The sequence below is a fragment of the Jidongwangia harbinensis genome, assembly GCF_020216025.1.
GTDB lineage: Bacteria > Actinomycetota > Actinomycetes > Mycobacteriales > Micromonosporaceae > Actinoplanes > Actinoplanes harbinensis.
Genome location: NZ_JAIWNC010000024.1, coordinates 1 through 26,530 on the forward strand (window position 1 = coordinate 1; position 26,530 = coordinate 26,530).

Here is a 26,530-nt window from a genome sequence, read left to right on the forward strand (position 1 = left end):
CAACCACCGCCGACGCCACTCAGCACTGGGCTACCGCAGCCCCGCCGACTACGAACGAACCCTGGAAACCGTTACGCTGCAGCAGAGCGCGGCATAACCCGGTGTCCACATCCCGGGGGGAAGCTCAGGAACGTGTGGAACTTGGGCAAGCACCGCACCGCAACGCCACACACCCCAACCAGCCACCCCCACCGTGCAGAACTCCGGCACCCACCGCACCGCAAACCCACACACCCCCACCAGCCACCCCCACCGTGCAGAACTCCGGCACCCACCGCACCGCAAACCCACACACCCCAACCGTGCAGAACTCCGGTGCGCCCAGCAGCTCCGGCGGACCTGACGTCCAGTTCGACCAGGCCTCACGCGGTGGACGGGGTGCCACCCGGGCAGGGCAGCACCCTGTCTGGCGGCGAGGCGCGGCAACCCCGCCTGCAACATTCCGGCACACACCGCACCCGAGCGGGGCGCCAGGGCGGGGCGCCAGGGCAGGACGCCAGGGCAGGACGCCAGGGCAGGACGCCAGGGCGGTCAACCCGACCATGCGGAACTGCGAGCCACTCGACGGCCGACGGCGTGCCGAGCCGACGGCGTGCCGAGCCGACGGCGTGCCGAGCCGACGGCGTGACGGGTCACACGTGGGAGATGTGGCGCTCGTCGTTGTCGCGGCGGGGGCCTGCGCGGAGGGTTGATGGGACGGGACAAGCGACCACGGAAAGGCGGGACATGGCCCTGCGACCCGGTGCCCGGGCCTGGGCTGTGTGGACGGTCGGGCTGATCGCGTACGTTGTCGCGGTCCTGCATCGCACCTCTCTCGGTGTCGCCGGCCTCGACGCTCAGGCCCGGTTCGACGTCGGCGCCAGTGCGCTGGCCTCGTTCGCGGTGCTGCAGTTGCTGGTCTACGCCGGTCTGCAGGTTCCGGTCGGGCTGTTGCTGGACCGGTTCGGTTCGCTGCGGCTGATCGTCAGCGGCGGGTTGCTGATGGCGGCCGGCCAGGTGCTGATCGCGTTCGCGGACGGGGTGACCGGTGCGGTCGCCGGGCGGGTGCTGGTCGGTGCCGGTGACGCGATGACGTTCATCAGCGTGTTGCGCCTGGTGCCGTTCTGGTTCCCGGCTCGGCGGGTGCCGGTGGTCGCGCAGCTCACCGGCATCATGGGGCAGCTCGGGCAGATCCTCAGCGCGGTGCCGTTGGCCGTGCTGCTGGCCGGGCGGGGCTGGACGCCGGCGTTCGTGAGTGCGGCGGCGGCCGGGGTGTTCGTGGCGCTGCTGGCGCTGGTCGCGTTGCGGGACACGCCGGAGCGGCGGATCAACGCGGGGCCTCCGGTGACCGCGGCTCAGGTGGGCGCGGATCTGCGGGGTGCGTGGTTGCATCCGGGCACCCGGCTCGGCCTGTGGTCGCATTTCACCACCCAGTTCACCGGCACCGTCTTCGCGCTGATGTGGGGCTTTCCGTTCCTCGTCGCCGGTGCGGGGGTCAGCCGGGAGACCGCCAGCGGGTTGCTGACCGTGTTCGTGCTGACCGCGATGGCCGCCGGGCCGGTGATCGGCGTGCTGGCGCAGCGGCATCCGTTGCGCCGGTCGTGGCTGGTGCTGGGCGTGGTGTCGGCGAACGCGGCGGGCTGGGTGCTGGTGCTGGCGTGGCCGGGGCGGCCGCCGTTGCCGGTGCTGGTGCTGCTGGTACTGGCGCTGGGGCTGGGCGGGCCAGGTTCGATGATCGGGTTCGACTTCGCCCGCACCTTCAATCCGCCGAGCCGGTTGGGCACCGCGACCGGGATCGTGAACGTCGGTGGGTTCGTCGCGTCGCTGTTGACCATTCTGCTGGTCGGAGTGATCTTGGACGCCCGCACCGGCGGGGCCGCGGCGTACGACATGGGCGACTTCCGGGTGGCCATGTCGGTGCAGTTCCTGGTGGGTGCGGTGGGGCTGGCCGGCATCCTGCGGACGCGCCGCCTGGCCCGGCGGCGAATGGCCGAGGAGGGCGTGATCGTCCGGCCGCTGCGCGAGGTGCTGGCGGCCCGGCGCGCCCACTGAGGCACCCCCTTACGGGTGGTTTAGCCCGGGCCGTACCGGGTCAAGGCAAGAGGCTTCGACCGAACCAGACAGGCATGAGGCAAGGAGGACATGAGCGAGCAGGCACCGGACCGTCTCTGGTCCGGCAAACAAGTGACCAAGGTGGCCGCGGGGACACTGGCGGCCGTCTCGGCGGCCGTGATCGGTTCCTTCCTCGGGGTGGCCGGCACGGTGATCGGGGCCGCCGTCGCCAGCATCGTGGGCTCGGTGGGGACGGAGATCTACCAGCGGTCGTTGGACCGTGGCGCGAAGAAGCTGCAGACGCTCGCTCCGACGTTCATCAAGGCGCCGGCCGCGGTCGGCACACCGGCGGTTCCGGCCGCGTCGGAGGACGATTCGCCCTCGCACACGGTGCCCGAGGAGGAGCGGACCGAGGCGGAGACCCGGACGCCGCTGCCGTGGCGCCGGGTCGCGCTGGCGGCCGGGGTGCTGTTCGTGCTGACGCTCGGCACGCTGTCGGTGGTGGAACTGCTGGCCGGTAGGTCGGTGGCCTCGATGGTGGGCAACGACGCGGGCGGCCGCACGACGGTGAGCCGGCTGGTCGGCGACGACCGCGACGAGCGGCAGCGACCCGCGCCCGCACCGGCCACGTCGTCGGCACCGCAGGAGGAACCGACGTCGACCGGGACGCCGGACGGTGAGCCGACCGCGACGCCCACCACCGAGGCGCCCAGCACGGCACCGACGACCGGGGCGCCCACCACCGCACCGACGACGGAGGCGCCCACCACCGAGGCGCCCACCACCGAAGCACCGGAGACGCAGCAGCAGCAGGATCAGGATCAGCAGGATCAGCAGCAGGACGTGGAACCGGTCACCCCGGACGAGTGAGGAGTGGTGTCACCGTGCAGGCCAAGGATGTACTGATCGAAGGCTTCGGCCGCCTCCCGGACCTGGTCCGGTCCGCGGTCGACGGCCTGTCCGCCGAGCAGTTGCGGCGGCCGCCGGCCGCCGGCGCCAACACGGTCGCCTGGCTGGTCTGGCACCTCACCCGGGTCCAGGACAGCCACGTGGCCGAACTGCTGGACGCGGATCAGGTCTACCTGGGCGGCGACTGGCCGTCGCGGTTCGGGCTCAAGGCGGACCCCTCCGACACCGGGTACGGGCACTCGGCCGCCCAGGTGCTGGCGGTGGCCCCGGAGAGCGGCGGGGCGCTGGTCGACTACTACACGGCGGTGCACGACCGTACCCTCGAGTTTCTGGGTGGTCTGCGCGACGCCGATCTGGACCGGGTGGTGGACGAGGCGTGGGATCCGCCGGTGACCCTGGGCGTGCGGCTGATCAGCGTGTATGACGACGACACCCAGCACGTGGGCCAGGCGGCCTATGTGCGGGGCGTCGTCCTCGGCGGCTGATCAGGACGAGGCGGGCTCGGCGAGCGGCAGGCAGACCAGGAAACGGGTGTCCCCGGGCGCCGATTCCAGGCGGATGTCGCCGCCGTGCCCGTTCACCACGATCCGGTACGAGATGTCCAGTCCCAGCCCGGTGCCCTGGCCCACCGCCTTGGTGGTGAAGAACGGCTCGAAGACCCGCTTCTTCAGTTCCTCGGGTACGCCCGGCCCGGTGTCGCCGACGGACACCAGCACGTGGTCGTCGTCGCGGTAGGTCCGGATGGTGAGCGTGCCCACCCCGTCCATCGCCTGCACCGCGTTGTCGATCAGGTTGGTCCACACCTGGTTCAGCTCGGCCGGGTGCGCCGGGACCTGCGGTAGCGAGCGGTCGTAGTCCTTGACCACCGTCACGCCCTTGCCGATCTTGTGGGTGAGCATCACCAGCGTGCTGTCCAGGCCGGTGTGCACGTCGATCCACTGGTGCGCGGCACGGTCCATCTGTGAGTACTGCTTCGCGGCGGTCACCAGCGACGACACCCGGCTGGTGGCGTTCTCGATGTCGCTCATCAGCTGCTCGGTCTCCAGCGCGTACCCGAGCCAGTGCACCGCCTGGTCGAGCAGCATGGAGCTGACCTTCTCCTCGATCCCGGCGAGGCAGTCCACGTCGAGGCCGGCCTGGGCGTACACCGGGGCCAGGTCCCAGCTGCCGGTGATGCCCTTGCTCTCCATCCAGTCGCCGAGTTCGTCCTCCAGGTCGGCGGCCTGCATGGCGGTCAGCGTGGGCGCCTTGGCGGCCTTCTCGATGACCTCCTCCTGCAGCTCGACCAGCTCGTTCAGCTGTTCGGCGGGCACCTTGCCGGCGGCCAGCATGCCGAGCTTGTGCCGCATGCCGGCGACCCGCTGGCGCAGCGCGCCGGTGGCCCGGGAGGCGGCCGCGGCCGGGTTGTTCAGCTCGTGCATCAGGCCGGCCGACAACGCGCCCAGCGCGGCGAGCCGCTGCCGTTCGCTGATCGCCGCCTGCGAGCTGCGCATGCCGAGCGTGAGCCCCTCCAGCAGGTGAATCGCCATCGGGAACCACTCGCGCATCAGCCAGCCGAAGTCGGCCGCCTCCAGCACGAAGAACTCGGAGTCGTCCAGCGCGCGCATCGACGCCAGGTAGGTGCGGGGCACGCCGTCGTCGCGCAGGTACGCCTGGGTGGCGCCCATGTACACGCCGCGCTGCTCGGTGCGCACGGTCTGCACATCGTCCTGCCCGACCCGGCGGGTCAGCGAGATGGTGCCGCTGAGCAGGACGAAGAACTTGTCCGCCGGGTCGCCCTCGCGCAGCACCCACGCGCCGGCCGGTGCCCGCATGGTGCAGCCGTGCTCGGCGAGCCAGTCGAGCTGCTCGGGGCCGAGCTTTTCGAACAAGAACAGCGTCCGCAGCTCGTCGCGAGTCAGTCGCCCCGGCTCACACGGGAGCAATACAACGTCGCTCACTGCTTGCCTCCGCTCCGCGGCTCGGCGCTCGTCCACCGTCGTGGCCCGGCCCGTAGCCTCCCCGCTCCGCTCATTGCGCCTCCAGGTAGCGATGCACCAGCGTGACCGCCATCGCGCCCTCGCCGACCGCCGAGGCCACCCGTTTCACCGAGTTGGCCCGGACGTCGCCGGCGGCGAAGATGCCCGGAACGCTGCACTCCAGGTAGAACGGATCCCGGTCCCGATTCCATCCCGCCGGACGGGTGCCATTTCGCAGCAGATCCGGGCCGGTGTACACGAACCCGCGCCCGTCCCGGGCGACCGTGTCGCCGAGCCAGTCGGTGCGCGGTTCCGCACCGATGAACACGAACAGGTAGCCGCACTCCACGGTCGTCTGCGCCGCGCTCTTGCTGTCGCAGATGGTGATCGCCTGCAGGTGGCCGTCACCCTGCGCGCCGACCACCTCGCACCTGGTCCGGACGTGCACGTTCTCGATCTGGGCCAGCTGCTGAATCAGGTAGTAGGACATGGACGCCTCGAGCGAGTCGCCGCGCACCAGCAGCGTGACGCTCCGGGCGTACCGGGAGAAGAACAGCGCCGCCTGCCCGGCCGAGTTCGCCCCGCCGACGATGTAGACGTCGCTGCCGGCGCAGGCCGGCCCCTCGGTGGCGGCCGAACCGTAGTAGACGCCGGAACCGGTCAGTTCCCGCACGCCGTCGGCGGCCAGCGGACGGTACGCGACGCCGGTGGCGAGCACCACCGCGTGCGCGGACACCTCGCCACCGTCCGCGAAGTGCAGCGTGCGCGCCGATCCGTCGGCGCGCAGCGCGACCACCTCGCGGGTGTTCAGCACCTCGGCGGAGAACTTGCCGGCCTGTCGGCGCGCCCGGTCGGTGAGCTGGGCGCCGGAGATGCCGTCCGGGAAGCCCAGGTAGTTCTCGATGCGTGAGCTCTGCCCCGCCTGCCCGCCGACCGCCTGCCGTTCCACCAGCAGCGTCTTGAGGCCCTCGGAGGCGCCGTACACGGCCGCGCCCAGCCCGGCCGGCCCGCCACCCACGATGATCAGATCGTAGAAGTCACGGTTCGGCGCGGTGGACAGCCCGACCGCCTCGGCCAGCGTGCCGGTGCTGGGCTGCGGCATGGCCCGGCCGTCCGCGGTCACCACCAGCGGAATCGACTCCGGGCCGACCCCGGCCGCCTCGAGCAGCCGGAGACCCTCCGGTTCGTCGGCGGAGAGCCAGCGGTACGGCACCAGGTTGCGGGCGAGGAAATCGCGGATCTGGTACGACGGCTCGCTCCACCGGTGCCCGACCACCCGGATGTCGTCCAGTTCCCGGTCGCCGGTGGCCTGCCAGGCGTCGAGCAGCGCGTCGATCACCGGGTACAGCTTCTCCTCCGGCGGATCCCACGGCTTGAGCAGGTAGTGGTCCACGTCCACCACGTTGATCGCCTGGATCGCGGCGTCGGTGTCCGCGTACGCGGTGAGCAGGGCCCGCCGGGCGTGCGGGAACAGGTCCATCGCCTGTTCCAGGAACTCGATGCCGTTCATCTGCGGCATCCGGTAGTCGGCCAGGATGACCGACACCCGGCCGCCGCGCAGCTTGATCTCCTTGAGCGCCTCGAGTGCCTCGGCGCCCGAGGAGGCGCGGATGATGCGGTGCTGCTCGCCGTACCGGCGGCGCAGGTCACGGGCGATCGCGCGGGAGACGGAGGGGTCGTCGTCGACGGTCAGGATCGTGGCATGGCCCATGGATCAAACCTCAGGTGTGCGAGTACGAGGGGGCGGTGGCGACCCGGAAGGCGACGTTGTCCTGGTAGCACCACCACCAGTCCTCGCCCGGCTCGTACGACTGGACGAGCGGATGGTCGTCGGCGTGGAAGTGCGCGGTCGCGTGCTTGTGTTCGGAGGAGTCGCAGCAGCCGACGTGGCCGCAGCTCATGCACATGCGCAGGTGCACCCAGCGGCCGCCGGAGGCGAGGCACTCGACGCAGCCGTTGCCCGAGGGCGTGACGTCCGCGGCCTGGTCGAGATGGGTGCAGGCGGGTTGGGTCATCGGGTGGTCCTTGTCTCGGGCGGGGATTGGAGGAGGTCGGCGTACTCGGGGTGACGCTCCACGTAGCCGGTGACGAACGGGCAGGTGACCACCACCGGGGTGGCCCGGGTCCGGGCGTCGGTCAGCGCGGCCGCGGCCAGCCGGCCGGCCAGCCCGCGACCCTCGAAGGCCTGGTCGATCTCGGTGTGGGTGAGTTCGACCCGGCCGTCCGCCCGGCGGTAGTGCAGCTTTCCGGCCACCTCGCCGCCGAGCACGATCTCGTAGCGGGACTCCTCGAAGCTGTCCACCACGGTGGCGTCCGCGGCGTCGCCCGTACCCACCTGCGCGCTGCCTTCGACCCGCAGCTTGCGGCGGGCCCGCTCGTAGAACGAGGAGCGGCCGAAGCGGATCACCTGGGCGGCGGCCGGGATCGGGTGGATGGTCAGCTGGTCGCCGCGCACCGCGTACCCGCGGATGATGCCGTCCACCTCGACGGCGAGCCGGCCGCTGGTGGGCAGCACGTCGAACTGCAGTTGCTCGTCGAGGGAGAGCATCAGCGAGCGGTTGAACGACGAGTGCGCGGCCGCGGCGCTGACCAGCAGGCCCTCGACGTTCGGCGAGACCACCGGGCCGCCCGCGGAGAAGCTGTACGCGGTGGAGCCGGTGGGCGTGGCCACGATCACCGCGTCCGCGGCGTAGTTGACGAAGTTGCTGCCCTCGACCGTGATGCCGACCGCGGCCAGGCCGTCGCCGGGCACCCGGACCAGGGCGATGTCGTTGAACGCGGACACCTCTTCGCCGCCGGGCAGGCGGGTCCGGACCGCGGTACGCGACTCGATGGTGTACCGGTGTTCGTCGATCGCGGACAGCGCACCGGGCAGGTCCGGCAGGTCGACCTCGGCGAGGAAGCCCAGCCGGCCCACGTTCACCCCGAGCACCGGGGTCTTGCGGCCCTCGACCAGGCGCATGGTGCGCAGCATGGTGCCGTCGCCGCCGAGGCTGACCAGCAGCCCGGCGCGCTCGATCATCTCCTCGGCGCCGACCGCCTCGGCGTCGCAGTCGATCCGGGTGATCTCGTCCCGCAGGCCCAGGACGGTGACGCCGCGGGCGGTGGCCCACTGCACGATCGCGTCGATCGCCGCGCCGCAGTCCCGCCGCGGATGCAGCACCAACCCGACGACCTTGACCATCCCCATGGCGTCACCCATCGTCCGTCCCTGCCCGAGAGGCGTGCCCGCCCTCGATCAGCCTTGCACGTTCGACCCCAGGTCGGCGAGTCAGCGACCGGGCCGCATGGCCGGCACCCGGCTGGCCGGGCGCAGCACGTAGCTCTTCTCGTGCTGCTCGTAGTCCGCCGCCGACGTCGCGGGTAGATCGTAGGTGGTGACTGTTTCCAGTTCCGTCTCCGGCGCGTGGCCACGGCCGGGGTCGCCGAGCAGCACGGTGGCGCCGCGGGCCGCGGCCCGGGCGACGAACGGGACGAACCGGGCGGCCAGTTCGGCGCTGTAGAGGCAGTCGCCGGCCAGCACGACCTCGGCGTCACCGCCGTCGCCGTCGGTCAGGTCGCGGTCGTCGCAGATCAGTCGCACGCCGTTGGCGTTCGCGTTGGCCTGGATCGCCGCGATGGCGTACCCGTCGATGTCGTTCGCGGTCACCTCGGCCGCGCCGGCCTGCGCGGCGGCGATGGCCACCAGGCCGGAGCCGGAGGCGAGGTCGAGAACGGTGCGCCCGGCCACCAGGTCGGGGTGGTCCAGGACGTAGCGGGCCAGGCCCTGGCCGCCGGCCCAGGCGGTCGCCCAGAACGGCGCCGGCAGGCGGGTCCCGGCGTCGGCCTCGATCCGGGCCCACAACAGCACCGGGTCCTCGGCGAGGAACAGGTGCACCTCGGGGACCAGCGGCGCGGTGCGCAGCCGTAGCGCGTCGGCCTGGGTGGCACGGGCCGGGAGGGAAGCGTTCCGCAGCAGGCGTCGCTGCAGGGCGCTGTGGGTGTCGGGCGCGTAGGGCGCGCCGGAGTACGTCTTCACGAAGCTCTTTTCTGTCGAGCCGGAAAGCGAAGGGGAGGGCCCGGCACCCGCCGAATCGGCGGATGCCCGGGCCCTCCCCGACGTACGGTCAGATCAGCCGGATGTTCTTCGCCTGCGGGCCCTTCTGACCCTGCTCGACGTCGAACTCGACCCGCTGGTTCTCCTCGAGACTGCGGTAACCATCCGCGGTGATTGCGGAGAAGTGGGCGAACACGTCCGGCGCACCGCCGTCCTGGGTGATGAAGCCGAAGCCCTTGTCCGCGTTGAACCACTTCACTGTGCCGACAGCCATGTCGTGCCCTTTCGATACCAAAAAATCCGCACACCGCGGATCTACGTCGCCGTCCGAGATCCGAACCGGATCCAGCCTGAACAAACCACGAGCGCCCGGCGGGTCAGATACCCACCAGGCGCTGGCAAATATGAGGCTCGCAGAACGGCGACGGGTCCAACGGTAGCACGGACGGCGCCCGCCGACGGCGGAACCGGCCCCCGAACAGGGGACGACAACATCAAGCAACTTTCTTGACAGTTGTTACGGGAATAGACAGACTCCGATCTAGAGAGCGCTCTCCTTCCCTCCACTCCCCCCATTCGCACGCGACCGCCGGACCGCGGGCCGCGTGCCTGGAAGGATGCCCATGAACCGGATCTACCAGGCGATCACCGTCGCGGCCGTGGCGGCCGTGACGGTGACCCTGACCCCCACCGTGAGCTCCGCCGGCCCCGGCGCACCGGCCGCACCGCCGGCCGCCGCCGGCGGCACCCTCGACCTGGCGCCCGGCATGCTCGCCGCGATGCGCCGCGACCTCGGACTGGACGACGACCGGATCGCCGCACGGCTGCGGGTCGAGGCCGCCGCGCCGGTCGTGGAGTCCCGGCTGCGCGCCCGCCTCGGCGGCGCGTTCGCCGGCGCCTGGATTCCGGCCGGCGGAGATCGCCTCACCGTGGCGGTGACCACCCGCGCGGCGGCCGACCGGGTCCGCGCCGAGGGTGCCGACGCCCGGATCGTCGCGCGCGGCGAGAAGGAGCTGACCGCGGCCCGCGCCGCGATGGACCGGCGCGGCGCCGAGGCCGGCCCGGACATCCGCGGCTGGTACGTCGACGTGGACACGAACAGCGTCGTGGTGCAGGTCCGGCCCGGCGCCGAGGAGGCCGCGCGCCGGTTCGCCCGGGACAGCGGCAGCGGGCCGGTCGTGGTGGAGGCCGCCGCGCAACCGAGGCCGATGTACGACATCCGCGGCGGCGACCAGTACGTGATCAACGGCAACACGCTGTGCTCGGTGGGCTTCTCGGTGGCCGGGGGCTTCGTGACCGCCGGGCACTGCGGTGGCACCGGCAGCCCGACGCTCGGCCACAACAACGTCAGCCAGGGCACGTTCGCCGGTTCGTCGTTCCCCGGCAACGACTACGGCTGGGTGCGTACCAACGGCAACTGGACCCCGCAGCCGTGGGTGAACAACTACTCCGGCGGCAACGTCACGGTGGCCGGCTCGGCCGAGGCGGCGATCGGCAGCTCGATCTGCCGCTCCGGGCGTACCACCGGATGGCGGTGCGGCACGCTGCAGGGCCGCGACCACACGGTGAACTACCCGCAGGGCGCGGTCTCCGGCCTGGGCCGGAGCAACGCGTGCGCGGAACCCGGCGACTCGGGCGGCTCGTGGATCACCGGGAACCAGGCGCAGGGCGTGACGTCCGGCGGCAGCGGCAACTGCTCGACCGGCGGCACCATGTACTTCCAGCCGGTGAACGAGATCCTCGGCGTCTACGGCCTGTCGCTGACCACCACCGGCGGCGGGAGCAGCACCAGCGCCATCGTCAGCAACTGGCACAACAAGTGCGTCGACGTACCGAACGGCAACTATGCCGACGGTCAGCGCCTGATCGTGTGGAACTGCACCGGTGCGGCCAATCAGCGCTGGGAATGGGTGAATGGCACGTTGCGCACGCAGAACAACATGTGCATGGACGTGGCGTGGGGCTCGACCGCGAACGGTGCGGCCGTGCAGATCGCCACCTGCAGCGGCAACCCGGCACAGCAGTTCGTGCTCAGTGCGGCGGGCGACCTGGTCAACCCGCAGGCCAACAAGTGCGTGGACATCGCCGAGTGGAACCCGGAGAACGACGCCGTCCTGCACCTGTGGGAGTGCGTCGGCGGCGCCAACCAGAAATGGCGCCGCGGCTGAAAAATCACATCGGAAAACCGTTATCGTCCGCCGATCGCGCGCCTTGCGGTCGGCGGACGACGGCCCGTGACGGGGACCTATAAACAAACTTTAATGATCTTTTGAAATAACTCCCGGAGAGTGCTCCGTTCCGGATAATCGGCGCGCACCGTCGATACCTTTCTGGAGGCCGCACCCCCATGCGCCGCAAGCGAACACTGCTCCTCGCCGTCGCCGCCACCGTGGCGGCGGCCGGAACCGTCTGGATCGCCCTCCCGGCATCCGCCGCCGCACCCACGGCGACCTTCCGCAAGGTCGCCGTCTGGGACACCGGATGGCAGGGCGACGTGACGATCCACAACACCGGCGCCTCCGCCCTGTCGTCCTGGAAGGTGGAGTTCGACCTGCCCGCGGGCGGCACGGTCGGCAGCTTCTGGGAGGCCGACATGGCCGCCGCCGACCGCCACCGCACCTTCCGCAGCCGGTCCTGGAACGCGCAGGTGCCGGTCGGCGCGAAGGTGTCCTTCGGCTTCACCGGCTCCGGACCGGCCCCGGTGAACTGCCGGCTCAACGGGCTGCCCTGTCAGGGCACCGGCGGCGACGCGGGCACCGCGCCGGTCGCCGCGCCCACCACCACGAGGCCGGCCCCCGTGGAGGCCACCACGCCCGGCGACAAGCCGCCCGCCCAGCCGGCCACCGACCCGGCCACCAAACCGGCCGGCACCACGCCCAGCAGCAAGCCGGCCGACGACGACAACCCGGTGCCACCGGCCTCGGACCTGCTCCCGGTGACCGTCACCAACGACACCGGCCGCGACGAGTCCGTGTTCCTGTACGTGCTCGGCGTCAACACCGGCACCGGCAAGCTCGGCTACGTCGACCGGCGCGGCACGTTCACCCCGTGGACCGGCGGCAAGGCGGTGCCGGTGCCCGCGCCGGACGTCTCGATCCCCGGCCCGGCGGACGGCGAGCGCACCACGATCAAGGTGCCCCGGGGCCTGTCCGGCCGGCTGTACATGTCCTTCGGCCGGAAGCTCGACTTCCGGCTCAGCACCGACGGCCTGGTCCAGCCCGCGCCGTGGGCCGGCAACGACCCGAACCGCGACATCCTGTTCGACTGGAGCGAGTTCACCCTCAACGAGGCCGGCCTGTGGCTGAACAGTTCGCAGGTCGACATGTTCGCCGTGCCGCACGTGGTGAGCGTCCGGGGCGGCGACGGGCGGACCGTGCGGACCGGCGAGGTGAAACCCGGCGGGCGGCAGCGGGTGATCGACCGGATCAAGCGGCAGCCCGGGTTCGCCGACACCGTGCAGACCCGCGCGGACGGCACCGTGCTGCGGGTGCTGGCCCCGGGCAAGGCGGCCGACGGCGGCCGGTTCAGCGCGACGTACCTGGACCCGTACATCACGTCCGCGTGGAACGCCTACACCGGCCGGGCGCTGACCGTGGTGCCGTTCGGGGACCGGCCGGACACCCGGTTCCTCGGCCGCACGACCGGTGACGTCATGAACTTCACCGACGCGAACGGCCGCACCGTGGCGTCGTTCACGAAGCCGAGCACCGCGAACGTGTGGGGCTGCGACGGCGCCCTGGGCGCCCCGAACGACCAGGTGGTCGGCCCGATCGCCCGGACGTTGTGTGCCGCCCTGCACCGCGGCACGCTGGGCACCCGGCACACCCAGCCGAGCGGCGGCGCCGACGACTTCTACCGGGAGCCGCTGACCAACCACTACTCCCGGCTGATCCACGAGAACATGGTCGACGGCAAGGCGTACGGCTTCGCGTTCGACGACGTGCAGGCGCAGGAGTCCCTCGTACACTCCGGCGATCCCCGTTCGGCCGGGATCGTGCTGACCCCGTTCTAGGGACCGTCCGCCCGGCGCGCGCCCCCGTCGAGATCCTCGGGGGGTTGCGCGCCGGGCGGCTCAGGCGCGGATCTCCACGTCGTTGAAGGACACCCGGACCGTCGACCGCCCCTCCGACAGGTTCAGCACCCCGAAGACCACCCGTCCCATCTCGAACCGGGAGTCCGTCCAGCTTCCGGCCGGCGCACCGTCCCGGGTGAACGACAGCCGCGGCCCGTCGGCCTCGATGCCCACCGCGATCGGCTCGCGCAGCCCCACCGGTTCGTCGAACCGGAACACCGCCAGCTCCGCCAGGTCGCCGATCCCGGTCGCCCCGTGGGTCATCAGCCGGTACCCGTCGGCGCACACCGCCAGCACATAACCGGCCTCCCGCGACGCCGTCGCGTCCACCTTGCCGAACCGCAGCCACACCGCCGCGCACGCGTCCTCGGTCAGCAGCCGCGCCGTCACGGTCGCGGTGAAGTCGGTCAGCAGCCGCCGCGGGCCCGGGCAGCGGTACACACCGGACGCCTCCTTCTTCACCACCAGCGCGTCGTCGAACTCGCACGACGCCTTGTTCACCCGGTCCAGCACCACCCGCCAGTCCCGTTCCGCGGTCAGCGGATCGGCGATCACGGCGGCCACGCCGGCCGGTGCGCCGGGAGCGGCGGACGGCGCGGAGACGGACGCGGCGGGTGCCGACACGCCGGCGCGCGGGCCGCCCACGCCGCCGCGGTCGTCCACGGCGCGCCCGTACACGACCCCGGCGAGTACGGACACCGCGACGGCCGTGGCGCACGCCAGGATGACCACCGCCGTCCGGCCGAACCCGCGCCGGGACGCCGTGCCCTCGGCCGCCGGAGCAACCGTGACCGCCCGATCTGCCGGGGCGTCCGGTGCCACCGGAGTGCCCGAGACCACCGGAGTGCCCGAGACCACCGGCACGTCCCGGGCCCCGGCCACCCGGTCCGGCGCCGGGATCAGGGTCGTCTCCGAACCCGGCGACGGTACCGCCGTGACCGTCCGCTCCCGGGCCTGCTCGTCGTCGGCGGCCCGCGTGGCGGCGACCGCCTCCCGCAACGCCGGCTGCTTCTCCAGCACGGCCGCCGCCCCGCCGGTGCGGAGCGGGCCGGTGGACAGCAGCCGGTCCAGCAGTTCCCGCGCCGTCGGCCGGTCCGCCGGGTCCTTGGCCAGCGCCTGCTCCACCAGGTCCCGCAGCGGGCCACCGAGGCCACCCAGGTCGGGCGGCATGGTGAGGATCCGGACCGCGACCAGGTGCGGCAGGTCGGCCGCGAACGGCGTGCGGCCGGTTCCCGCGTAGGCGATCACCGCGCCCCAGGCGAAGATGTCCGCGGCCGGGGTCAGGATCCGCCCGGTGCCGGGTTCGAACCGTTCCGGCGCCATGTAGGTCACGGTGCCGACCATCTGATCCGTACGGGTGTGGCGGACCCCGCCCTCGACCGCCCGGGCGATACCGAAGTCGATCACCTTCGGACTGCCGGGCGCGAGCAGCACGTTGCTCGGTTTGAGGTCGCGGTGGATGACGCCCGCGCCGTGGATCGCGGTGAGTGCCGTCGCCACCCCGATGGCCAGGCCGTGCAGGTTGGACGAGGTGAGCGGGCCGTGCTCGTCGACGACCGACGCGAGGCTGGGCCCGGCCACGTACTCCACCACCAGGTAGGGCCGGTCGTGGTCCGGGTCGGCGTCCAGGACCTCGGCGGTGCAGAACGGCGGCACGTCCTGCGCGCGGGCCACCTCGGTGCGGAACCGCTGGCGGAACTGCGAGTCGTCGACCAGGTCCGCCTTGATGATTTTCACCGCGACCCGGCGGCCTTCCGGCGTCGTGGCCAGGTAGACCGTACCCATGCCGCCCTCGCCCAGCCGCCCGGTCAGCTCGTAGCGGCCCATCCGCCGGGGGTCACCCGGCCGCAACGGCCGCACGCCCGCGGCGTCGGCAGCACCGGTCATGTCGTCGTCACCTGCGTCGCTTCCCTCTCCGCCGGGCCGGCTGCCGGGTTCCGCAGCCGGGGGATCCACTGTGCCGGGGTCTCCCCGGCACCGTCGGTGCCGGCGCGGACCTCGACATGTGCGCCGGCGGACCCGTCGGCCGCCACCACCAGTGCCGCCCCGGAACCGTCGTGCGCCACCGTGTCCCGCACCGCCAGGCCGGACCGGCGCAGCTCACGAACGGTCGCCGCGACGCCGCGCGGCATCCCGGGTCCCGCCTCGACGACCAGCCCGACCCGGTACGCCGACGCCAGCTGGGCCGCGGTCCGGAGCACCGCGTCCGCGTGCGCGCCACCGGTGAACCGGGCGATGACCGCACGGGGAGCCGCCGGCGGTGGTCCGGTCAGGGTGATCGCCGTGACCGGCAGGTCCGCCGCACCCGGTCCGTCGCCGGTGCGCACGACGAGATCCGGCTCGCCGGAGCGGATCAGCCCGGCGAGTTCCGCCGCCGGATCGCCGGTGAACCGGGCGACCACCGGCACGTCCAGCCCGTCGCCGCTCCGCGGTGCCAGCTCGGTCAGTGCGCCCATGGCCCGGTTCATCTCCAGCAGGCCACCGGTCAGCCCGCTGCCGATCTCCAGGGCGGTCGCCGGGTACGGCACGAACCGGGCCAGCGCCAGGGTCGCGGGCCGCCGTGTGCCGATCAGCGCGGTGGCCAGGTCCACCACGGCCGCCGCGGCCGGGGCGGCGCCGGGCACCACCACCAGGCAGGTGTAGCCGGCCGCGCCGCCGAGCGCGGCACGCTCGGCCCGGGCCACGTCGCGGGCCACCACCCGGGCGGGGTAGATCAGGGCCAGCAGCGGGCCGGCCATCACGGTGGTGACCAGCGCCATCACCACCATCATCGAGAAGATCTGCCGGTCGATGATGGCCAGCTGGAGGCCGACGGAGAGGATGACGATCTCGGTCAGGCCGCGGGTGTTCATCAGCGTGGCCAGCGCGCCGGACTGCCGGGCGCCGACCTTGTTCAGCCGGGCACCGGCGTACGCGCCGATGAACTTGCCGCCGATGGCCACCAGCAGGATCAGGGTCAGCTCCAGCAGCGCGCCGCCGTCGACCGTGGACAGGTCGACCTGGAGTCCGGCGACCACGAAGAACACCGGCAGCAGCAGGAGCACGCTCACCTGCTCCAGGCGTTCCAGGATCTCGTGCCGCAGCGCCTCGCCGCCGGCCCGCGGCATCACCGCGCCGAACACGAACGCGCCGAAGATCGCGTGCAACCCCATGATCTCGGTGAGGTAGCTGGAGACCAGCAGGCCGGCCAGGATCACGGCCAGGACGTCGGGGGTCAGCCGGCCGGCCCGCTCCCGCGCCGCCGCGAGGCGCTGCAGCACCGGGCGGACCCAGCGGAACATCACGATCAGGAACGGGATCACCCCGAGCACCGGCCAGGGCAGGCCGCCGTCGGCCGTACCGACCGCCACCACGACCGCCAGCAGCGACCACGCGAACACGTCGTCCACCGCGGCGCTGGCCAGCGCGAGGCCGCCCACCTCGGTCCGGATCAGGCCCCGGTCGGCCACGATCCGGGCCAGCACGGGGAACGCGGTGACCGCCATCGCGGCGCCGATGAACAGGGCGAACGGCACGACGTCGGTGACGCCGTGCCGGCCGGCCAGCCACCAGGCGAGCCCGGCACCCAGGACGAGCGGCGCCACGATGGAGCCGATCGAGACGCTGACCGCGATCCGTTGCCGGCCGCGGACCAGGGTGTGGTCCAACTCGTAGCCGACGATGAACATGAACAGCACCAGGCCGACGTTGGCCAGCCCGGCCAGGGCGGGTCGGATGTCGACCGGGAAGAGCTGGTCGCTGACCAGCGTGCCGAAGAGGCTGGGGCCGATCAGGATGCCGGCGATGATCTCGCCGACCACCGGCGGCTGGCCGGCCTTGCGGGCCAGCGCCCCCAGGACGCGGGCCAGCACGATGATCACCGCCAGCCCGAACAGGAGCTGGCCGACCGCGTGGGAGGTCATGGACGTACCCCGTCCGTGGCCGGCAGCGCGTCGATCCGGTCGGCCACCGTGGCGGCGTCGGGGCGTGCCTGCGCCGGGCCCAGGCACTCCCGCACCAGGCCGGCGACCGGCGCGGGCAGCGACGCACTGATCCGGGGCTCGGCGGACAGCACCCGGCGCAGCGCCAGCAGCCCGTCGGACCCGGGCAGGTCGCCGTAGACACCGGCGCCGCTCACCACGCGGTGCAGCAGCACCCCCAGCGACCACACGTCGGTGGCCGGGCCCGGCGCGCCGCCGAGCAGCAGCGCCGGGTCGACGTACTCGATCGCGTCGAGACCGCCCATCCCGGTGACCGTGACCCCCTCCGTGAAGACCTGGGCCAGGCCCAGGTCGGAGAGCCGGCCGCCGCCGGGATGCAGCAGCACGTTGCCCGGCTTGATGTCGCGGTGGGCGATGCCGGCGGCGTGCAGCGCCGCGGCGGCCCGGGCCGCAGCGGCCAGGGCCCGCAGCGCCCCCGCCGGCGGGACCGGTTCGGCGGGGTCGGCGAGCGACCCGCCCGGCAGGTACTCCATCGAGTAGAAGAAGGCGCCGTCCTGCTGCCCCGCGTCGATCGGGGTGACCAGGTACGGCGACCGCACCGCCGCGAACGCGGCCAGCTCCCGGGTGGCCCGGCGGAACGCCACCTCGCTCGATTCGGCGTGCAGCACCTTGACGGCGACGTACTCGACGTCGATCGGCAGCCGCGGCGGGCGCCGGGCCAGGAAGAAGTGACCGTGGTTGCCGGAGCCCAGCGGGCGGATGAAGTCGTAGTCGGCGATGCCCTGCACCTGATCCGGTCCTTTCACGGCTGGGAGTTGCGGTGCGACTCGTAGCGGAACCAGCGCCGGCCCACGTCGACCCGGGCGCCCGGCGAGACCACCACGGGTACGCCGGGGACGAGCCGCTCGGGCTCGGCCGCGCCCGGGCGGTGCACGAAGGTGCCGTTCGCCGAGCCCAGGTCCACCAGCTCGACCCGCCACCCGGTGAGCCGGACCCGGACGTGCCGGCGGGAGACACCGCTGGCCGGTCCGGAGACCCGCAACGGGCGGGCCCGGTGCGCGGCGACGTCGGAGTCGATGTCGGGCTCGCGGCCCACCACGTAGTCGGTGTCGAGGCGCAGCGTGCTGCCGTCGTCGAGCAGCAGCAGGCCCAGCGGTGGCCGCGGCCCGAGCCGGGTCACCTGGGTCAGCTGGGCCATCGAGATGCCGCAGATCTGGCAGTACCGCTGGCCGGGGTCGTTGAAGTGTTCGTCGCGGCAGTACACCCCCTCGATCAGGGCGCGGGTAGGGGTCTGGTCCGCGGCCGGGGCGGCCTCGGGCGCGTACCCGGGCAGCACGATGACCGCCTCGAACGGTGCCGCGCGGTCCGGCCGGCGCGGCGGGGGCACGGGCCGGCCGAGCTGCGCCAGCAGTCCCGCGCCGCTGACCACGCCGGCGTGCAGCGCGGTCCGCGGGTCGGCCGAACCGCTCCCCGGAAGGCTCAGCCGCACCGTCCACAGTGTTCCGTCGAGCGGCTGGTGGGCCAGGGCCGGCCCGCGCAGCTCGACCCGGCCGCGCCCGCCGTCGGCCCGGACGTCCGCCGCACCGCGTACCAGAATCGCCGGTCTGCCGCCGAGCGCGAGCACCGCGCAGGCCGGGCCCTCGGCGCCGACCCGGCCGGCCAGCCGGGTGATCAGGCCGTCGCCGTCGCCGCCGTCGGCCGCGGCCCGGTGCAGCACCGCGACCAGGTCGGCCGTCTCGTCGCCGCGGTCCGCGCACACGGCGAGCAGCTCACCGGCCCGCACCACCAGGCCCGGGCCGGGCAGAGGCTGGACACGCACGCTCACACCAGCCTCCCGCCGCGGAAGCGCCACCGCAGGAACGGCACCCGCATCGGACCGTTGGCGACCAGCCAGACGGCCAGCCAGACCACGCCGAAGTGGACGGCGAAGACCCAGCCGGGCGGGGCGGAGCCGGCCAGCGGCACCGCGCCGGCCCGCAGGAGCGCCCACAGCAGCAGACCCTCGGGTACGCCGGTGAGCAGCCCGAACAGCGACGGCCAGTCCTTCTCCCAGCGGAGCTGCATGAGCAGGTGGTACAGCAGCTCCCAGCCGATGCCGAGGACGGCCACCGCGGCCAGCAGGACGAACGCGTCGCCGTACCGCTCGGACAGCGGCGCCTGCCCGGGCAGCAACGGGACCAGCGCCAGGGTGACCACGGAACCGACCAGCGCGAGCAGGAACAGCCGGGTCTGGATGCGGCCGCTCAGGATCGGGACCACGCCGCACTCCCTTCCACCGGGCGGCCGAGGGCCCACCGGATCCACTGGGAGGTCGACCGGAGGAGTCCGAGGCGGTCGCACCAACCCCGCCGCGCCAGGTCGTCGGTGATCTCCTGGGCCGCCACCTGAAGGCCCAGGAAGGTGTCGACGCCGGGGAAGTAGCCGCCCAGCGTCGCGGTGCCGGAGGCGTAGACGGCGCCGTCGCCGCTGGCCGTGCCGATCACCTCGAAGGTCCGCTCCACGTCCAGCCGGCCCAGCGGGTTGCGCCCGGCCCCGCCGTGTGTAAGCAGGTCGTCCAGCACCCGGTGGTCGGCGATGTCGGCCTCCAGGCCGGTGCAGTCGACGATGAAGTCGGACACGATCTTCCGGGTGTCGTCGCCGCACTTCACGATGCTGGTCAGCCGGGTCTCCGGTCCGGGGTGGACCTCCTCGACGGTGCCCTGGAACGCGCGGTACCAGCCCGCCTCCCGGCCGGTCCGCATCTGCTGCTGCCACTTGCGGCGTTTCGGGGTGTTGGTGCCGCCCATCCGGCGGTACTCGGCGGCCCGCTGCTCGCCCTCGAGGCGGCGCATCCGGGCCTTGAGCTGGCCGCCCCAGACCGACTTCGGATAGTTGAAACCCTGGTACGCGAACCCGTGGCCGCCCTTGCGCCGGGAGCCGATGTGCGGGCCGTGCGCGCCGGACACGTAGGTCCGGAAGACGTGCTCGATCTCGGTCTGCAGGCCGTACCGCGCACGGTCGTCCATCAGCCGCTGCAGCACCCGGGAGGCGACGATCCCGCCGCCGCGCACCATGACCGTGCCGGGCGTGGTCTTGAGGTACTCGTACACGTGCTCGTGCGGCTCGTAGGCGTTGACCACGTGGTGGAAGTCGCCGTAGGTCTCGCGGAACGCCTGCAGATCCGGCAGGAACTTCAGGCCGGGATAGCCGACGGCGAGGTGCACGAACCGCGCCCGGTAGGCCACCCGCTTGGTCGCGGTGCTGCCGGCCGGCGGGGTGAGGATCACGAAATAGCCGCCGCCGGCGCGCCGGCGTACCATCCGCACCACGCCCTTGACCAGCATGTCCGGGTATCCGATCCGGGCCGACTCGCGGGCCAGCCCGGCGAACACCGTCCCGGCGCGCGGCGTCCAGTAGTCGGTGAAGACCGGCTCGCCGAGCACGTGCAGCAACGGCCGCGCGGTCCGCTCCCGCCACGCCTCCGCCAGCGCGTACGACGGGAAGCCCCAGATGTTGTCCGGCCGCGACGAGGAGTCCGAGCGGATCCGCTCGAGCCGCGGGATCTGCGACACCCGGGTGAGGTACTCGTAGGTCTGCCACGGATGGTCGATGGTGGACAGCACCGCGATCCGGTCGGCCGGCACCCCGGCGATGCGCAGATAGTTGACAGTGACGAACGAGCCGATACCGCCGCCGACGCTGACGAACGGCACGTCCCGCACCTCGATGCCGGCCTCGTCGACCATCGCGTCAGTCCACTGTGGCTCCCGCAACAGGCGCGGCGTCAGCTCGCCGGGCAGGCCGGCGCTCACGTACTCCATGGATTGTTCCCCCGTGAATCCGGGCAGTGATCTCTGCCCGATGTCCCCATACGGGTACCACACGGCGGCAAGCGGGAGACCCGGTGCTAAGCCTGGTCCCGGTCGAGTGCGGCGGCACGGTGGACCGCGATCCAGGCGGCGGCGAAGTCCACCACGGCCCGCTGTCTCATCAGGCGGCCGGTGGCCCGGCCGACCGGTCCGACGACCGCCGCGCCGGTGGTCTCGAAGTCGGCACCGATCCGGTCGAAGTCGCTCTCGTCCTCGTCGACGTCCACCCAGGTCACCCATCGGCCAGTGCCGTCGGCCTGGCGGATCGAGGCGCCCGCGGTGTGCCGCGGCGGGTCGCTCTGCCGCCACTCGGCCAGGTGCATCGAGGTGTTCGAGTCGTGCCCGACACCGAGCAGCAGCACCTGGCCGTCCAGGCGGTGGAGCGCACCCACCGGCGACTCCTCGCCGAGCGCGTCGTCCAGGCGGTGCCCGGCGACGACATCGCCGGCCCGCGGGCCCACCGCGGCGAACGAGACCTGCGGGTGATCGCTGCGCCGGGCGCCCGGCCAGGTCCGTACGGTCTCGGCGAGCACCCCCATGAACCGGCTCGCCGGGGTCCGCGCCGGGTCGAAGCCGGGCGCCTCCCGCCGGATCGGCTCCCACCATTCGGGCGGCACCGGCGGCCGGGACCAGTCGGCCGGATCGCTGTTTTCCGACGTGTGGGTGGGCACCACCAGGGTGCCGTCCGGGCCGAGCGCGTCCAGGAGGGCCTGCACGACGGCCTGCGGTCCACCCGGCACGAAACCCACGCTCCGGTATGACGAGTGCATCAGCAGCACCCCGCCGGGATCGACCCCGAGCGCGCGCAGATCGGCGGTCAGCGACCGCATGGGAACGAGATGCATGGGGGCACGCTAGCGGGCGAGGGCCACGACGGGTTCGTTCTTTTCGACGGGCAGGCGGTGCGGCTGGACCACGAGAAAGCAGACCAGGGTGGCGGCGAGCATGCCGCCGAAGACCACGACGGCCATCGCGACCGCGCCGACGCCGAGGACGCCGACCAGCGGCGCGGCCAGGGCACCGACGCCGAACTGGACCGCGCCGAGCAGAGCGGCCGCGGTGCCCGCCGCTTCACCGTGCCGCGACAGCGCCAGGGCGGGGGCGTTCGGCAGGGCCAGCCCGACCGTGGCGAGCACCAGCCAGAGCGGGATCAGGATGCCGGCCAGGCCGCCGGTCCCGGTGGCGGCGAGGACCAGCAACACCAGGCCGAAGCCGAGGCCGGCCAGCAGGGAGCCGGCCAGGATCTGCTGCGGCGTCCAGCGACGCAGCAGGCGCACGTTGCACTGGGTGGCGCCGATCAGGCCGACCGCGCCGCCCGCGAACACGAACGCGAACTGCTGCTCGCTCAGGCCGAACCCGTCCTGCAGAACGTACGCGGAGCCGCTGACATAGGCGAACAGTGCCGCCATCGCCAGCCCGGCGACCAGGATGAGGCCCACGTACACGCGGTCGGTGAGCAGCCGGCCGTAGTCGCGGACCGTGCCGGCCATCCCGCCGTGGCGCCGGCGCTGTACCGGCAGCGTCTCGGGCAACACCACCGCGGCCGCCGCCATGATCGCGACGGCGGCGACGGCCAGCACCACGAAGACGCCGCGCCACGACGTGAACTGCAACGTCTGGCCGCCGATGGTCGGGGCGAGGATCGGGGCGACGCCGACCACCAGCATCAGCCGGGAGAACAGCTTCGCCGCGGCCAGGCCGCTGAACAGGTCGCGGACGATCGCCATCGCCACCACCGACGCCGCAGCGGCACCCAGGCCCTGCAGCACCCGCAGCCCACCGAGGACCGCCAGGTTCGGCGCGATCACGCAGAGCACCGAGGCGAGCACGTGCACACCGACTCCGGCGAGCAACGGCACGCGGCGCCCGATCGCGTCGGACAGCGGCCCGACCAGCAACTGGCCCAGGGCGAGACCGACGAGCGTGCCGGTCAGCGTGAGCTGCACCGCGGCCGCGGTCGCCCCCAGGTCGTCGGTGATGGTCGGCAACGCCGGCAGGTACATGTCGATGGTGAGCGGGCCGAGCGCGGTGAGCAGCCCCAGCACGAGCACGATCCGGAAACGCCGCCCCGGCGGGAGCAGCTCCCCCGGGGAGGGATCGGTTTCCGGGAGGGTGACGGTGCGAGTCTCAACCACACCTGCGGCAAGTGGTCCCGCGCCCGGTTCATTCCGCCCGGGCCGCGTTGGTAACCACGGTCACACGTACCCGATATGGGCCCCTACCAGCTCATTTTATGCTTCCTTCGGGTTCGGGTCTGCTCGTCGAGCGACGGGCGGGCGTCCCTGGCCCCGGAGGCCGAAGCATCCGCCGGCACGTCCGGGATCGGTGTGCCGGCGCACGTCGCCCCCCGCTTCGGCAGCGTTCCGTTCAGCAGGTAGTCGTCGATCGCGGCGTCGACGCAGGGGTTGGCGCCGTGGACCACGTGATAGCCGTCGCGGGGCACCGTGAGCAGCCGGTGCCCGAGCAGGTCCGCCATCGCCCGGCCGCCCTCGTACGGCGTCTGCGGGTCGAACTCCTCCTGCACCACCATCCCGGTCGGGTAGTCGCCGCGGCGCACCTTGACCAGCGGCTCGAGGCGCTCCACCGACCCGAACGTGCACTCCCGCGGAGAGGCCGCCGAGGCACCCCAGCCGTACGGATAGTGCCGGGAGAAGTAGCGCATGTCGGCGTAGTACTCCTCGAGATCGGTGGGCCATTCCGCCTCGCAGTTGACGGCCTCCCAGACGCCGTTGCTGGTCGGCGGTTCGTCCGCCCGGATCTCCTGCTGGAGAGCCAGCGCCCGGTAGAGATCGCCGGGCAGGTCCGAGCGCTGGTCCACCTCGTTTCCCAGCCGGCGTACGGTCTCCGCGAAGTAGTCCCAGTACTCCACCTCGTTGGTGGCCCCGATGACACCGTCGAACTCGTCGCCGTCGTACGCGAAGTCCTCCCGCTCGATCGGGTGCTCCTCCAGCTTCGCCCGGATCTGTTCGACGGTGGCGTGCACCTCCGCCCGGGTGTCGCCCAGGCCGTAGGTCTCGTGGCGCTGCGCCACCCAGGTCATCCAGGCGTCCGCGGTCCGGCGCTGGGTGATCGCCTGCTGCTTCCAGGCCTCCCGCCACATCCACCGCGGATGCATGGCGGAGTCCAGGACGGTGCGGTTCAGCCGCTGCGGGAACAGCGTGCCGTAGACGGCGGTCACGTACGTGCCGTACGACTTCCCGATCAGGTTCAGCCGGCGCTCGCCCAGGACCGCCCGGACGATGTCGAGGTCCCGGGCGTTGTTGGCGGAGGTGAAGTACGGGCGCCGGGCACCGTCCGCGCGTTCGCACTGCTGGTCGCGCTTGCGGAACTCCTCGGCGTACGCCCGCATCTGCGCGTCGGTGAAGCGGGTCCTCCCGGCCAGTTGGACGTTGACGCCCTCGCAGAGCAGCGGTTGCGCCGGCCCGACGCCGCGCGGGTCGTACCCGATGATGTCGTAGCGCACCGACAGCGCGTCGTACGCGCGGTCCTCCGCCGCGCCGATGCCCTGCCCGCCCGGCCCTCCGGGAACCTCGACCAGCACGCCGAGCCGTTTCTCCGGGTCCGCGGCGGCCCGGCGGGACAGTGCGACGGTCTCCCGCGGACCGTCCGGCCGCCGGTAGTCCAGCGGCACCCGCACGGTGGTGCATTCCACCGCCGGGGACCCGTCGCCGGCACGGGCGGCCGGGGGCGGCGGCGCGTCCGGTCGTCCCGGCCAGGACGGCCTGGGGCAGGGTCCCCAGGCGGGACGCTGAGCGTAGAACTCCGCCAGTCCGACCGGCACGTCGCCCGGTTCCGGCCCGGTGTTCGCCACGGCGAGCGGCACCACCGTGGCGCACAGGGCCGCCGTCGCCGTGGCGAACAGACCGGCCTTGGTTCTCCGTTTCATCGCAACCTTTTCCTGCTCGCGGGAGCGCCCGGTCCGACCGGCGCCGTCGTGGTGTCGGTGCGGATCGTTACGGCTGCACGGCGTCCGCCGCCGGGGTCCAGGTCGACTCGTCCGTGACGTCGGCGAGCCTGATTCCCTTGGCGACCTTCTCCAGTTCGGTCAGCGGCACCTTGTTGCCGAGGCCGGTGGCGGTGACCTGGAGCTGGACCTTGCCGTCGGCACTCCAGACGGTGCAGAAACCGCCGTCCGCCGGGCTGTTGCGGCTCCCGACGCTCCGGTCGGAGACCTGACGGCACGTCGTCGCGCCGGGCTCGGGCGACTGGTTGGAGCTGGTGCTCGGCGTGACGAGGACGTGGAAGCCGTCCCGGATGGCATCGGCGGCCGCGTCGTACGGCGCGGTCAGGCCCGAGGTGGGCGCGGCCGGCTTGGTGTACGTCGCTCCGCCGTAGTCGCCGGCGCGGGCCGTGGCGATGCCGCCGAGGCCGGGCATGGCGTGAGTGCCGATCTGCAGTGGCAGGTAACCGTCCGGCAGGTAGCCGACCGTGAACGGCACCAGGGCCGGCGCCGGCGTGCCGGGCGTCAGGCCGTCGACCAGGCCGCCCAGGTCCTCGAAGGTCGGCGTGGCCGGGTCGCTGGAGTACGACGTGACCGCCGCCCAGGCGTTGTCGGCGTACTCCCAGGCGAACAGCTTGTTGCCGCCGGCCGCCGGCTTGTCCGGGTCGAGGCCGACCGGCAGCGTCGCCCGCACGGCCCTGCGCCCGGCCACGGTGACGTCCTTGCCGTCGGCGATCCCGGCGGGGTCGAAGGCGCCCGGCCGGTACACGGTCAGGTACGCCCACAGGGACGGCTTTCCCATGTCGGCCCGCTTCCGCTCGACGGTGCCGCCCCGCGTCTCGGCCTCCTCCGCGGTGAGGGGCCTGTCGTTCGAGGTGTGGCCGTCGGAGTAGACGGGGGCGATCTGGTAGGCGGTGGACGCCACGATCGGGTCCTGCACGTGCAGCGTGCCGGCGTCGTACCCGTGGAAGGTGAAGGCGAAGGGCCCCGTCTCGGCGGTCGCCGCCCCGGCCGGAGCCGGCCCGGCCAAGGTGTTCTGCTCGGCGCGGACGGCCGGCAGCGCGAACGCGCCGGCGACGGCGACCACCACCAGGCCGGCCGCGCCGGCCGACGCGAACCCGGCCCGGCGCCGCCGCTCGGCCCGGCGCCCCGCCGCGACGATGTCGTCGGCGGTGCGGGCCATCGGCGGCTCGTCGCCCGTCACGGCGTCCACGAATTCATGCAACTGCATTGGTCCACTCCTCCATCGACTCCCCGGTGAGATTGATGCGTTCGCCGGCGAGCAACTCGCGCAGCTTCGTCAGGCCACGGGAGGCCTGGCTCTTCGCCGTGCCCACCGTGCAGCCGAGGACGCCGGCCGTGTCCTCCAGGCTCAGGCCCAGGTAGTGCCGGAGCACGACGGCGGCCCGCTGCCGGGCCGGCACCGCGTCGAGCGCCGCCCGCAGGCGCATCCGCTCGTCGGCCGCACCGGCCGGGTCCCGCAGCGCGACCTCCGGCATGGCGTCGCCGGACGACCGCTCGCGCCGCCAGGGCCGCCGGGTCTCGTCGATCGCCGCCCGGTAGACCATGGTCTTGACGTAGAGATCGGGCCGTTCCAGCTTCCGCCAGCGGGGGTAGAGCTTGATCAGCGCGTTGGCCACGGCGTCCTCCGCCGCGTGCCAGTCCCCACAGGTGAGGTACGCCAGCTTGCGCAGCGACGCCATCTGTGACGTCACGAACTCCCGGAACGCTTGCTCGTCTTCGGCCTTCAAATCGGCTGCCTCCTTGTGACGCACGTTGAACGGAGCCACCCGGCGAAAGAGTTGCACGGCGTGGA

General features: G+C 72.8%; 22 protein-coding genes. 5 read left to right on the top strand and 17 right to left on the bottom strand.

Going from position 1 to position 26,530, the window contains the following annotated elements; genetic code table 11:
• Nucleotides 1-726: 726 nt before the first annotated feature.
• The 3 genes from LDL48_RS26655 (at nucleotide 727) to LDL48_RS26665 (ending at nucleotide 3,425) form a co-directional block, all read left to right on the top strand.
• Nucleotides 727-2,031, top strand: a complete 1,305-nt coding sequence (locus tag LDL48_RS26655) for an MFS transporter (protein WP_225257971.1) — start codon at nucleotides 727-729, stop codon at nucleotides 2,029-2,031.
• A gap of 90 nt (nucleotides 2,032-2,121) precedes the next feature.
• Nucleotides 2,122-2,901: a hypothetical protein gene (locus LDL48_RS26660; RefSeq protein ID WP_225257972.1), complete on the top strand. Its 780-nt coding sequence runs from the start codon at nucleotides 2,122-2,124 to the stop codon at nucleotides 2,899-2,901.
• Nucleotides 2,902-2,915: 14 nt separating this feature from the next.
• Nucleotides 2,916-3,425: a mycothiol transferase gene (locus tag LDL48_RS26665; protein WP_225257973.1), complete on the top strand. Its 510-nt coding sequence runs from the start codon at nucleotides 2,916-2,918 to the stop codon at nucleotides 3,423-3,425.
• On the opposite strand, the gene LDL48_RS26670 is transcribed toward LDL48_RS26665, so the two are convergent.
• The 6 genes from LDL48_RS26670 to LDL48_RS26695 all read right to left on the bottom strand — a co-directional run bounded on the left by LDL48_RS26670 (nucleotide 3,426) and on the right by LDL48_RS26695 (nucleotide 9,208).
• Nucleotides 3,426-4,811, bottom strand: coding sequence for an ATP-binding protein (locus tag LDL48_RS26670; RefSeq protein ID WP_225257974.1), 1,386 nt, complete (start codon nucleotides 4,809-4,811; stop codon nucleotides 3,426-3,428).
• A gap of 139 nt (nucleotides 4,812-4,950) precedes the next feature.
• Nucleotides 4,951-6,609 carry an NAD(P)/FAD-dependent oxidoreductase gene (locus LDL48_RS26675; RefSeq protein WP_225257975.1) on the bottom strand — a complete coding sequence of 553 codons (1,659 nt, stop codon included), beginning with the start codon at nucleotides 6,607-6,609 and terminating at the stop codon, nucleotides 4,951-4,953.
• Between the two features lie 10 nt (nucleotides 6,610-6,619).
• Nucleotides 6,620-6,913: a UBP-type zinc finger domain-containing protein gene (locus tag LDL48_RS26680; protein WP_225257976.1), complete on the bottom strand. Its 294-nt coding sequence runs from the start codon at nucleotides 6,911-6,913 to the stop codon at nucleotides 6,620-6,622.
• A complete protein-coding gene (locus LDL48_RS26685) occupies nucleotides 6,910-8,100 on the bottom strand; it encodes an NAD(+)/NADH kinase (protein ID WP_225257977.1) in 1,191 nt (396 codons plus the stop codon). The genes LDL48_RS26680 and LDL48_RS26685 overlap by 4 nt, the downstream gene beginning before the upstream one ends.
• A gap of 69 nt (nucleotides 8,101-8,169) precedes the next feature.
• Complete coding sequence (locus LDL48_RS26690; RefSeq protein ID WP_308016499.1) at nucleotides 8,170-8,916, bottom strand: class I SAM-dependent methyltransferase; 747 nt, start codon at nucleotides 8,914-8,916, stop codon at nucleotides 8,170-8,172.
• Nucleotides 8,917-9,004: 88 nt separating this feature from the next.
• A complete protein-coding gene (locus LDL48_RS26695) occupies nucleotides 9,005-9,208 on the bottom strand; it encodes a cold-shock protein (RefSeq protein WP_225257978.1) in 204 nt (67 codons plus the stop codon).
• A gap of 349 nt (nucleotides 9,209-9,557) precedes the next feature.
• Here LDL48_RS26695 and LDL48_RS26700 point away from each other — a divergent pair, with 349 nt between their 5' ends.
• Together LDL48_RS26700 and LDL48_RS26705 are read left to right on the top strand one after the other, a co-directional pair.
• The gene (locus tag LDL48_RS26700) at nucleotides 9,558-11,102 is read left to right on the top strand and encodes a ricin-type beta-trefoil lectin domain protein (protein ID WP_225257979.1); all 1,545 of its coding nucleotides are present in this window, start codon (nucleotides 9,558-9,560) and stop codon (nucleotides 11,100-11,102) included.
• A 179-nt stretch (nucleotides 11,103-11,281) separates the two neighbouring features.
• Nucleotides 11,282-12,946, top strand: a complete 1,665-nt coding sequence (locus LDL48_RS26705) for a beta-1,3-glucanase family protein (RefSeq protein ID WP_225257980.1) — start codon at nucleotides 11,282-11,284, stop codon at nucleotides 12,944-12,946.
• Nucleotides 12,947-13,006: 60 nt separating this feature from the next.
• Here the strand turns inward: LDL48_RS26705 and LDL48_RS26710 are convergent, their stop codons facing one another.
• The 11 genes from LDL48_RS26710 to LDL48_RS26760 form a co-directional block, all read right to left on the bottom strand.
• Complete coding sequence (locus tag LDL48_RS26710) at nucleotides 13,007-14,893, bottom strand: serine/threonine protein kinase (RefSeq protein WP_225257981.1); 1,887 nt, start codon at nucleotides 14,891-14,893, stop codon at nucleotides 13,007-13,009.
• The gene (locus LDL48_RS26715; RefSeq protein ID WP_225257982.1) at nucleotides 14,890-16,908 is read right to left on the bottom strand and encodes a cation:proton antiporter domain-containing protein; all 2,019 of its coding nucleotides are present in this window, start codon (nucleotides 16,906-16,908) and stop codon (nucleotides 14,890-14,892) included. Before LDL48_RS26715 ends, LDL48_RS26710 begins: the two co-directional genes overlap by 4 nt.
• Nucleotides 16,905-17,714 carry a protein kinase domain-containing protein gene (locus LDL48_RS26720; protein WP_225257983.1) on the bottom strand — a complete coding sequence of 270 codons (810 nt, stop codon included), beginning with the start codon at nucleotides 17,712-17,714 and terminating at the stop codon, nucleotides 16,905-16,907. The genes LDL48_RS26715 and LDL48_RS26720 overlap by 4 nt, the downstream gene beginning before the upstream one ends.
• 14 nt (nucleotides 17,715-17,728) lie before the next feature.
• Nucleotides 17,729-18,745 (bottom strand): FHA domain-containing protein, encoded by a 1,017-nt coding sequence (locus tag LDL48_RS44670; RefSeq protein WP_225257984.1) that lies wholly within the window; start codon nucleotides 18,743-18,745, stop codon nucleotides 17,729-17,731.
• 2 nt (nucleotides 18,746-18,747) lie between these two features.
• Nucleotides 18,748-19,185 (bottom strand): hypothetical protein, encoded by a 438-nt coding sequence (locus LDL48_RS26730; RefSeq protein WP_225257985.1) that lies wholly within the window; start codon nucleotides 19,183-19,185, stop codon nucleotides 18,748-18,750.
• On the bottom strand, nucleotides 19,170-20,726 hold the full coding sequence (locus LDL48_RS26735; protein ID WP_225257986.1) for a hypothetical protein: 1,557 nt from the start codon (nucleotides 20,724-20,726) through the stop codon (nucleotides 19,170-19,172). The genes LDL48_RS26730 and LDL48_RS26735 overlap by 16 nt, the downstream gene beginning before the upstream one ends.
• A gap of 86 nt (nucleotides 20,727-20,812) precedes the next feature.
• A complete protein-coding gene (locus LDL48_RS26740; protein WP_225257987.1) occupies nucleotides 20,813-21,619 on the bottom strand; it encodes an AAC(3) family N-acetyltransferase in 807 nt (268 codons plus the stop codon).
• A gap of 9 nt (nucleotides 21,620-21,628) precedes the next feature.
• The gene (locus tag LDL48_RS26745; protein ID WP_225257988.1) at nucleotides 21,629-22,909 is read right to left on the bottom strand and encodes a multidrug effflux MFS transporter; all 1,281 of its coding nucleotides are present in this window, start codon (nucleotides 22,907-22,909) and stop codon (nucleotides 21,629-21,631) included.
• Nucleotides 22,910-22,992: 83 nt separating this feature from the next.
• On the bottom strand, nucleotides 22,993-24,660 hold the full coding sequence (locus tag LDL48_RS26750) for an alpha/beta hydrolase (protein WP_225257989.1): 1,668 nt from the start codon (nucleotides 24,658-24,660) through the stop codon (nucleotides 22,993-22,995).
• A gap of 67 nt (nucleotides 24,661-24,727) precedes the next feature.
• On the bottom strand, nucleotides 24,728-25,945 hold the full coding sequence (locus tag LDL48_RS26755; RefSeq protein ID WP_225257990.1) for a hypothetical protein: 1,218 nt from the start codon (nucleotides 25,943-25,945) through the stop codon (nucleotides 24,728-24,730).
• Entirely contained in the window at nucleotides 25,932-26,465 is a 534-nt protein-coding gene (locus LDL48_RS26760) for a SigE family RNA polymerase sigma factor (RefSeq protein ID WP_225257991.1), read from the bottom strand. Before LDL48_RS26760 ends, LDL48_RS26755 begins: the two co-directional genes overlap by 14 nt.
• Between the last annotated feature and the right edge of the window lie 65 nt (nucleotides 26,466-26,530).